The organism is Gelidibacter sp. (genome assembly GCF_039916245.1).
Taxonomy (GTDB): domain Bacteria; phylum Bacteroidota; class Bacteroidia; order Flavobacteriales; family Flavobacteriaceae; genus Gelidibacter.
Map to the genome: position 1 here is coordinate 1 of NZ_JBDSLS010000151.1, position 8,597 is coordinate 8,597.

Annotated in this window: 11 protein-coding genes; 4 read left to right on the top strand and 7 right to left on the bottom strand. The window is 38.0% G+C overall.

The genetic code is table 11. The features are described 5' to 3' along the window. Nucleotides 1–260: 260 nt before the first annotated feature. Entirely contained in the window at nucleotides 261–767 is a 507-nt protein-coding gene (locus ABIQ28_RS07820) for a GTP-binding protein (RefSeq protein WP_348036330.1), read from the bottom strand. A 78-nt stretch (nucleotides 768–845) separates the two neighbouring features. Between ABIQ28_RS07820 and der the strand changes: the two genes are divergently transcribed. Together der and ABIQ28_RS07830 are read left to right on the top strand one after the other, a co-directional pair. Next, on the top strand, nucleotides 846–2,150 hold the full coding sequence (gene der, locus ABIQ28_RS07825) for a ribosome biogenesis GTPase Der (RefSeq protein WP_348036331.1): 1,305 nt from the start codon (nucleotides 846–848) through the stop codon (nucleotides 2,148–2,150). 96 nt (nucleotides 2,151–2,246) lie between these two features. Continuing rightward, entirely contained in the window at nucleotides 2,247–2,603 is a 357-nt protein-coding gene (locus ABIQ28_RS07830) for a carboxypeptidase-like regulatory domain-containing protein (protein ID WP_348036332.1), read from the top strand. A 134-nt stretch (nucleotides 2,604–2,737) separates the two neighbouring features. Here the strand turns inward: ABIQ28_RS07830 and ABIQ28_RS07835 are convergent, their stop codons facing one another. After that, entirely contained in the window at nucleotides 2,738–3,121 is a 384-nt protein-coding gene (locus ABIQ28_RS07835; RefSeq protein WP_348036333.1) for a VOC family protein, read from the bottom strand. Between ABIQ28_RS07835 and ABIQ28_RS07840 the strand changes: the two genes are divergently transcribed. Further along, nucleotides 3,120–3,254, top strand: coding sequence for a hypothetical protein (locus ABIQ28_RS07840; protein WP_348036334.1), 135 nt, complete (start codon nucleotides 3,120–3,122; stop codon nucleotides 3,252–3,254). The genes ABIQ28_RS07835 and ABIQ28_RS07840 overlap by 2 nt on opposite strands. Before the next feature lie 132 nt (nucleotides 3,255–3,386). On the opposite strand, the gene ABIQ28_RS07845 is transcribed toward ABIQ28_RS07840, so the two are convergent. The 5 genes from ABIQ28_RS07845 to ABIQ28_RS07865 form a co-directional block, all read right to left on the bottom strand. Next, nucleotides 3,387–4,286 carry a TPM domain-containing protein gene (locus ABIQ28_RS07845; RefSeq protein WP_348036335.1) on the bottom strand — a complete coding sequence of 300 codons (900 nt, stop codon included), beginning with the start codon at nucleotides 4,284–4,286 and terminating at the stop codon, nucleotides 3,387–3,389. Continuing rightward, a complete protein-coding gene (locus ABIQ28_RS07850; protein ID WP_348036336.1) occupies nucleotides 4,267–4,704 on the bottom strand; it encodes a TPM domain-containing protein in 438 nt (145 codons plus the stop codon). Before ABIQ28_RS07850 ends, ABIQ28_RS07845 begins: the two co-directional genes overlap by 20 nt. A 61-nt stretch (nucleotides 4,705–4,765) precedes the next feature. Then, nucleotides 4,766–5,368: a LemA family protein gene (locus ABIQ28_RS07855; protein WP_348036337.1), complete on the bottom strand. Its 603-nt coding sequence runs from the start codon at nucleotides 5,366–5,368 to the stop codon at nucleotides 4,766–4,768. Between the two features lie 12 nt (nucleotides 5,369–5,380). Further along, on the bottom strand, nucleotides 5,381–5,710 hold the full coding sequence (locus ABIQ28_RS07860) for a MerR family transcriptional regulator (RefSeq protein WP_348036338.1): 330 nt from the start codon (nucleotides 5,708–5,710) through the stop codon (nucleotides 5,381–5,383). Between the two features lies 1 nt (nucleotide 5,711). Next, entirely contained in the window at nucleotides 5,712–6,683 is a 972-nt protein-coding gene (locus ABIQ28_RS07865; RefSeq protein ID WP_348036339.1) for a M23 family metallopeptidase, read from the bottom strand. A 220-nt stretch (nucleotides 6,684–6,903) separates the two neighbouring features. Here ABIQ28_RS07865 and alaS point away from each other — a divergent pair. After that, nucleotides 6,904–8,597, top strand: a 1,694-nt coding sequence (alaS, locus tag ABIQ28_RS07870; protein ID WP_348036340.1) for an alanine--tRNA ligase, incomplete at its 3' end; no start/stop codon positions are given.

The following is an 8,597-nucleotide window of genomic DNA, read 5'->3' on the forward strand; positions in this document are numbered from 1 at the left end:
GCAGTATATAAAAACCAACTCGTCTTCAATTCCTTTTCTGGAATTGAATCCACTCCTCCTTCCAAAGGAGGAGAATTTAGCTTGTTTTAAATATTAGACACATCTGAAAAAAATATTTTTCAAACTATTCTCTTTAATATTTTTCCTTTATGTCTCTGTGAAACTCTGTGCTACTCCGTGGAACTCTGTGTAATAATTAGTCCACAGTTATCAATCAATATTCAACAATCTTCAATCTTCAATCCTCGGTCCTCCGTTCTTCAAATCATCCCATTCTCCCTCAAAGTCGCATTCATAAAATCATACAACCCATGCATTTCTGCCTTGCCTTTCGCTCTTCCGAAGCGTCCAGCAAAATAAAGCACAAACCAAGCAGCGACCATAAGTAGCATCAATCCAAATTGAATCGCATACGGACTCTTTAAAGTCCAATTCGTATAAGTCCAAATCCCAAAGGCAATAAAAAGTCCTGCTACCAAAAAATGTAAAAACATAAACATGGTCCAAACCGTCGGATTTGGTCCAAATAATCCATGCAACATTGAAGTTTGAGAATCCGTTTCATTAATTTCCAAATGCAGTTGCGGCGACCAAAATTGTTGATGGTGAGTAGGCAATCGGATAAAAATGTGATCATCAACCCTAACTATTTTATAAGTTTCACAGGAGGCTTTAGCAGCTTCAAAAGTCTTTAAAACAGACGTGTTATCATGGTCTAATTCTATTTTAAAACGCGGTCTTAATACAATTTCGTTGGATATGGGCATAATTATAGTTTAGTGCTCTGAAAAATAGTCTATTTTTTTTAAAATGGAAACACTACATTTGCAAACAATTAAAGAAGTATGAGTAATATAGTAGCTATTATAGGTCGTCCAAATGTTGGAAAGTCAACTTTATTCAATCGTTTAATCAAACGTAGGGAGGCCATTGTTGATGCAGTGAGCGGTGTAACTAGAGATAGGCATTACGGCAAATCAGAATGGAATGGACGTGAGTTCTCAGTAATTGATACTGGAGGATATATCATTGGGAGTGATGACGTTTTTGAGGCTGAAATTGACAAACAGGTTGAAATCGCCATTGAAGAGGCCGATGTGATCATTTTTGTGGTGGATGTGGAAACTGGTGTGACCAGCATGGATGAAGATGTTGCCAAACTGCTCAGAAGAGTCAATAAACCAGTGTTTTTGGCAGTTAATAAAGTGGATAACAACAAACGTGCTGAAGATGCGGTCGAATTTTATGCCTTAGGTTTAGGCGAGTATTTCAATATTGCTAGTATTAGTGGCAGCGGTACAGGAGACTTGCTCGACGAAGTGGTTAAATCTTTGCCAGATGACGTTTTTGAAGAAGAAAGTGAATTACCACGATTTGCTGTGGTAGGTCGTCCTAATGCAGGGAAATCCTCATTCATTAATGCCCTAATTGGCGAAGACCGTTATATTGTTACGGATATTGCCGGTACGACAAGAGATTCTATTGATACCAAATACAACCAATTCGGATTTGAGTTTAATTTAGTTGATACTGCGGGAATCCGTCGTAAATCCAAAGTAAAGGAAGATCTGGAGTTTTACTCCGTGATGCGTAGCGTTAGAGCTATTGAGCATTGTGATGTGGTGATCCTAGTTCATGATGCCACACGTGGCTTTGACGGACAAGTGCAAAACATATTCTGGTTGGCTGAGCGCAACAGAAAAGGCATCGTCATTTTGGTCAATAAGTGGGATTTGGTTGAAAAAGAAACCAATACCGTAAGAGATTACGAAAGACAAATTCGAAAGGAAATTGAGCCATTTACGGATGTGCCAATTGTATTCGTTTCGGTGCTTAATAAACAACGTATTTTTAAGGCGATTGAAACTGCTGTTGAAGTTTATAACAACCGCAGCAAAAAGATAAAAACCAGTAAGCTTAACGAGGTGTTATTGCCAATTATCGAAAATTATCCGCCGCCTGCGTTAAAAGGGAAATTCGTGAAGATCAAATATATCATGCAATTGCCAACGCCGCAGCCTCAATTTGCCTTTTTCTGTAATTTGCCGCAGTATGTCAAAGAACCATACAAACGCTTTTTAGAGAATCAGTTACGCGAGCAATTTAACTTTCATGGCGTTCCCATCAGTATTTATATGCGTAAAAAGTAAGAATAGCGTTTATTCTTACTTTTATTAAGAAAATTCAGACGAATTCATATTTATTTTTGTTTTTTTGAAGGATATTCATCATCATCAATCAAAATAATGACAAAATATCTATGCATTCTTGCATTGTTATGCACTTGCATGACTTTTTCTCAAGGTAAATCATTTAAGATTTCTGGCATTTTAGTTTCTGAAGCCGATCAGTCGGCTTTGGAATTTGCCACCATTTATCTCGAAACGCTTAAGGATTCTACTTTAATCACTTACACCATTTCTGATAAAAACGGTCATTTTGTTTTGGACAATTGGACGTATGAAGATTCCTTAAATCTTACCATTTCCTATTTAGGATATGAGTCCTATTCTCAAATCGTCAACATTTCAAAATCGCCCGTTAACCTAAAGACGATCACACTTAAAACAGCCAATTTATTGGGAGAAATTGTGATTAAATAGAGTGCGCTCATTACCGTAAAAAAAATACTTTGGAATTTAATTTGAAGCATGAAGTCTTGAATATCAAGCATGCCTGTTCACGGATAAGTATGACCGTTTTGGAATTTGGCACTTAAAATTTGATTTTTAAAGCCTTACTCTTTTTGCGTACTTACCGCCCAATAATTTCCTGCATAATCCATAAAAGCACCTCTGGTCTCAGGATTATCAGCGTCGCTAGTTGGATGTTCCAATGGCATACAATCATTTGCAATCGCTAAATCGAAGGTTTTATGCACATTTGGAACATACATATGCAACATGGTCGTAATGGCCGGATAATCTTCAGTACTGTCGCTGATCATCAGGACGGAATCGTCCAATTTGAGTTCGATGTGCATGATGGAACCATCTTCACGATCATAGCGTCTTAATTCTTTAGCGTCAAAAACGATTTTTAAAAGATCGACAAGCTTTTGCGCATCGTCCACAATGAGATAAGGTGCTAGGGAATTGTAGTTTTTTGGTTTGTAAGACATGTTTTTTGAAATTGAAATTGAACTTGAAGTTGAAATCGAAATTGAAACTGAACTTGAAGTTGAAACTGAAATCCAGAATTTTAATCCTTTTCTCCCGCAGATCCCGTTTATTGACGCAGAACGTTTAGATTGAAATTGAATGTTAGGCTATTTAACTATGGATAGAACTTAGTGAGAAATCAGACTGCCAACTGCTTGCCCGTCCGTAGCTTTTGCGAGGGCGGGAACACTGCCAACTGAAGACTGATCACTGCCGACTAAAAAACTACCATCCTCCAGAAGCACCACCTCCGCCAAAGCCTCCGCCACCGAAACCTCCACCGAAGCCGCCGCCACCTCCAAAGCCGCCACCGCCACCAAATCCACCTCTGGAAGAGCCGCCGCCCATTCCTCCACGTCCGAGACTACTTAAAATAATAGCGTCCCAAATACTAAAACCACCACCTTTGTTGCTGCCTGGTCCGCCGCCATGATTCTTTTTAGAAATTGACATCATGACAATGATGAATATTATAAAAAGCAGAATAAAAAATCCGGCAGGAAACCCTTCAGAAGAGTTATCTTTTCGTGTGCCTTTATATTCGCCAGTCATCACTTCGAAAACAGCATCAACACCTCTGTTTAATCCGCCATAATAATCATTTTGTTTAAAGTAGGGGATAATGTCTTGTTCAATGATACGTTTGGACATGGCATCGGTCAGTAAATGTTCCATGCCATAACCTGTGTTGATTGCAATCTTCCGATCGTCTTTAGCCAATATTATCAAGACCCCATTGTCTTCTTTTGCTTGCCCAATACCCCATTTTTCTCCCCATTGCGCACCTAGGTAATTGATGTTTTCGCCTTGTGTGGAACTGATGATGACCACCACGATTTGTGTGGAAGTGGAGTCGGAATATTTTATAAGTTTTTGCTCTAAACTGTTTTTTTGGCTTTCAGATAATAGAGGTGTATACTGATAAACACTCGTTTGTTCAGTAGTTTTTTTTGGTTTTTCAGGAATATTAAATTGGGAAAATCCAAACTGAATACTGCACAGCGCCAACAGTGCAGTAAAAAGAAAGCGTTGATAAACGCTCCTTTTTTTATAGTTAGTATTTTGACTGCTGTCTGAAAACTGCATAGTGCTCACTTTATCTTTTTTATCCAATAGAAATATCATCTGGAATTTCATTTTTGTTGCCTGTTTCCCATGGAAAATAAGTTTCCAATTGCTTGCCGGCCTTTAAAATGCCATCAACCAATCCTTGTTTGAAATGGCCTCTTTTAAAATGGCCTTGCATGACGTTTTTGGTGCTTTCCCAAAAATCCTCATCGACAACGTTATTAATGCCTTCATCCCCAAAAATAACAAAGGTTTTATCTTCAACGGCCACATAAATCAAAACCCCATTTTGAAGTTTTGTATTGTCCATTTTTAGTAAGTGAAACACTTCCAAAGCACGCTCGTACACATCAATCTTAGAGTTTTTTTCGAGATGTACTCGTATTTCTCCTGAAGTGTTTTTTTCTGCTATCCTGATGGCCTCAATTACTTGTTGCTCTTCTTCAGCGGTAAGAAAATCTTCTGTTTTAGACATTTTTATATTTTAGATAGTTGCGCTTTAGTGAAGCATTATCAAAACGAATTGAAAGTTTAGATTATTTTTTGAAATCAAACTCAACTTCTTTAGCTTTCTCAGACCCAGCATCTGCTTTGTAATAACTCATGTCCTCAAAATTGAAAAGACCTGCCAATACACTGTTTGGGAAAACTTTGATGTGTTTGTTATAAGGTTCTACCGCTTGATTAAAACGATCTCTCGCAACATTAATTCGGTTTTCTGTACCTTCCAATTGCGACTGTAATTCCAGGAAGTTTTGGTTCGCTTTCAGTTCAGGATAACGTTCTACCGATACTAATAATCGCGATAACGCCCCGCTCAATCCGCTTTGTGCTTCTTGAAACTGTGCCATGTTTTCTGCGGTGAGGTGAGTAGGATCAATAGTTGTAGCCGTTGCTTTTGCCCGTGCTTCAATGACTTCTTTTAAGGTCGTACGCTCAAAATCGGCTGCACCTTGCACTGTTTTCACAAGGTTACCAATAAGGTCATTACGGCGTTGGTAGCTGCTTTCTACGTCACCCCAACTTCTGGTTGCCGTTTCTCTAAGTTCGACCGCTGTATTGTTGAATTTTTTTCCCCAGGAGTAAATTCCGATTACAATTAAAGCGATGATAATTACGGGAACAAGCCATTTTTTCATAATGTGTTGGTTTTAGAGTTGTGATTTAATTTTTAAAAGTTGAGATTTTATATCTTCTAATTTGCTGATGATTTCAAATTTGCTGAGCGCTTCTTGTTTGTTTTCCTTCAGATGGGTTTTTGCGCCTTCAAGCGTAAAACCACGCACCTTGACCAAATGATAGATAAATTTAAGATTCTTAATATCCTCAGGTGTAAATTTTCGATCGCCTTTAGCATTCTTTTTTGGTTTTAGGATGTCAAATTCCTTTTCCCAAAATCGAATCAAAGACGTATTGACCTTGAATGCTTTCGCTACTTCACCAATACCATAATATCTTTTTTCAGGTAGATCGATATACATATTAATCCAAGGATTGATTTTCTAAAGATGCGCGCTCCAGTAATATGCTATATTCTTCTGCTGATAAATGACCATAATAAAAATTCATGGGGTTAATGCGTTCATCATCTTTAAAAATTTCATAATGTATATGTGGTCCTTGAGAACGTCCGGTACTACCCACAAAACCTATTAAGTCGCCACGTTTTACCTTTTGATTGACACGTACATTGTACTTGTACAAATGGCCGTAAAGTGACACATAACCATAGCCATGATCAATCCTAATATGATTGCCGTAACCTGATGAAGCGTTGTCTGCTCTAACGACAGTGCCATCGCCAGTAGCATAAACGGGTGTGCCTCTTGGAGCCGTAAAATCCATGCCATAATGGAATTTTTTAACTTTGGTAAAAGGGTCTGTGCGATAGCCGTAGCCTGAAGCTATTCGGGTCATATCTTCATTGCTAATCGGTTGAATAGCTGGAATCGAGGCTAGGAATTTTTCTTTATCTGCTGCTAAAATGGCGATTTCATCTAAGGATTTGGACTGAACCACAATTTGCTTCTGCAAGATATCCATGCGTTTATTGGTCTCAACTATGATTTTTGAATTGTCAAAACCTTCTAAATCTTTATAGCGATTGACACCTCCAAAACCTGCTTTACGCTGTTCTTCTGGAATAGGATTAGCTTCAAAATAAAGTCTGTAAATAGAGTTGTCGCGTTCTTCAACATTGGCCAAGACCGATTGGGCCTCATCCATTTTTTTATTCAATAGTTGATACTGCAATTCCATGTGCTGGAGTTCTCTTGCTAATGCACGTTCTTTAGGCGATTGTACAAACTGACTTGCCAAAAACACAAATAGAAAAGCAAACAGGGCGGATGCCAAAATAAATAAAGAAACATACTTTAAAGTCTTCCTTTTTCGTCGCTCTATTTTCTTATAAGAGAGGGTTTCAGAATCGTAATAATATTTTACCTTACTCATTTCCTAATTTATACTATTTTTGCACAGTTAAAAAGACTGTTGACGGCCTTTTGACATTAACCTAACGAACAAACCTACAAAATATTTTAATTGTAAATTTAGTAAAACTAAACGATTCTCAAGTAAAGTAGGCGTGCGATATGCAAACTTTAAAATAACTTTGTGAAAAAGTGTGCCGTATTGCTAAAATTAATATAAAATAAGACATCAAATAATCGAAATGAAATCTCAAGACATACGTTCCCAATTTTTAAGTTTTTTCAAGGACAAACAACACGCTATTGTACCTTCGGCACCCATGGTTTTGAAGGATGATCCTACCTTAATGTTTGTCAATTCTGGAATGGCACCTTTTAAGGAGTATTTTTTGGGGAATGCACAGCCTAAAAACAAGCGCATTGCCGACACTCAAAAATGCTTGCGTGTTTCTGGTAAGCACAATGATTTGGAAGAGGTTGGTTTTGACACTTATCATCATACGCTTTTTGAAATGTTGGGCAACTGGAGTTTTGGCGATTATTTTAAAAAGGAAGCTATTGCCTGGGCTTGGGAACTTTTGACAGAAGTTTATGGCATCGATAAAAACATCCTTTACGTTACCGTTTTTGAAGGCAGTAAAGAAGATAATTTGCCAATGGATCAAGAAGCTTACGATTTATGGAAATCTTTTATTTCTGAAGATCGCATCTTGATGGGTAATAAAAATGACAACTTCTGGGAAATGGGCGACCAAGGTCCGTGTGGACCCTGTAGTGAAATCCATGTGGATATCCGTTCAGCGGAAGAAAAGGAAAAGGTCGATGGCAGAACCTTAGTCAATATGGATCATCCGCAAGTGGTTGAAATATGGAATTTGGTATTCATGCAATACAACAGAAAAGCCAACGGATCATTAGAGCCGTTGCCTCAAAAGCATATTGATACGGGAATGGGCTTTGAGCGTTTGTGTATGGTATTGCAAGGTGTTCAGTCCAATTATGATACGGATGTGTTTACGCCAATTATTCGTGAGATTGAAACCATTACTGATAAACCCTACGGAAAAGACGAAATGGTGGATGTCTCAATTCGAGTGATTTCTGATCACGTACGCGCTGTGGCGTTTTCAATTGCTGACGGACAGTTGCCAAGTAATACGGGGGCTGGATATGTCATCCGTCGAATTTTAAGAAGAGCCATTCGTTATAGTTTTACATTCTTGGATCAAAAAGAACCATTCATCTACCGATTGGTGGATGTCTTGAGTAAGAAAATGGGCGATGCCTTCCCAGAATTGAAATCTCAAAAACAGCTGATTGAAAACGTTATTAAAGAAGAGGAGCAATCGTTTTTAAGAACAATTTCGTCAGGTATTTCTAATTTGGAAGCCATTATCAAAAATGCCAACGGACGAATTAAAGCCGATAGCGTTTCAGATGAAACGACCTTAGAAAATCTAAAAGTAATTTCTGGTAGAGATGCTTTTGAATTATTTGACTCCAACGGATTTCCTTTAGATTTAACTCAGCTGATCGCTAAAGAAAATGGATTTACGGTAGATGTTGACGGGTTCAATGTTGAAATGCAAAAACAAAAAGACCGTTCTCGTGCTGCTAGTGAAATGACCACTGAAGATTGGACGATTTTACTGGAAGATGATGTACAGGAATTTATAGGTTATGATCTGCTTGAAACCAAGGTTAAGATTACACGCTATCGAAAAGTGGTTTCAAAAAAGGATGGCGAAATGTACCAATTGGTATTCAACCTAACGCCGTTTTATGCCGAAGGTGGTGGCCAAGTAGGCGATAAGGGCTATTTGAAAGATAGCAATGGCGATGTAGTTTATATTATAGACACTAAAAAAGAAAACAACGTTACGATCCATTTCACAAAGAATCTACCAAAAGATTTGAGAGCTACTTTTGATGCTCA

What these genes read in the sequence shown, in the direction of transcription:
- ABIQ28_RS07820 (WP_348036330.1), bottom strand. Translation starts at nt 767, where the DNA reads ATGCCCATATCCAACGAAATTGTATTAAGACCGCGTTTTAAAATAGAA.
- der (WP_348036331.1), top strand. Translation starts at nt 846, where the DNA reads ATGAGTAATATAGTAGCTATTATAGGTCGTCCAAATGTTGGAAAGTCA.
- ABIQ28_RS07830 (WP_348036332.1), top strand. Translation starts at nt 2,247, where the DNA reads ATGACAAAATATCTATGCATTCTTGCATTGTTATGCACTTGCATGACT.
- ABIQ28_RS07840 (WP_348036334.1), top strand. Translation starts at nt 3,120, where the DNA reads ATGTTTTTTGAAATTGAAATTGAACTTGAAGTTGAAATCGAAATTGAA.
- ABIQ28_RS07835 (WP_348036333.1), bottom strand. Translation starts at nt 3,121, where the DNA reads ATGTCTTACAAACCAAAAAACTACAATTCCCTAGCACCTTATCTCATT.
- ABIQ28_RS07845 (WP_348036335.1), bottom strand. Translation starts at nt 4,286, where the DNA reads ATGATATTTCTATTGGATAAAAAAGATAAAGTGAGCACTATGCAGTTT.
- ABIQ28_RS07850 (WP_348036336.1), bottom strand. Translation starts at nt 4,704, where the DNA reads ATGTCTAAAACAGAAGATTTTCTTACCGCTGAAGAAGAGCAACAAGTA.
- ABIQ28_RS07855 (WP_348036337.1), bottom strand. Translation starts at nt 5,368, where the DNA reads ATGAAAAAATGGCTTGTTCCCGTAATTATCATCGCTTTAATTGTAATC.
- ABIQ28_RS07860 (WP_348036338.1), bottom strand. Translation starts at nt 5,710, where the DNA reads ATGTATATCGATCTACCTGAAAAAAGATATTATGGTATTGGTGAAGTA.
- ABIQ28_RS07865 (WP_348036339.1), bottom strand. Translation starts at nt 6,683, where the DNA reads ATGAGTAAGGTAAAATATTATTACGATTCTGAAACCCTCTCTTATAAG.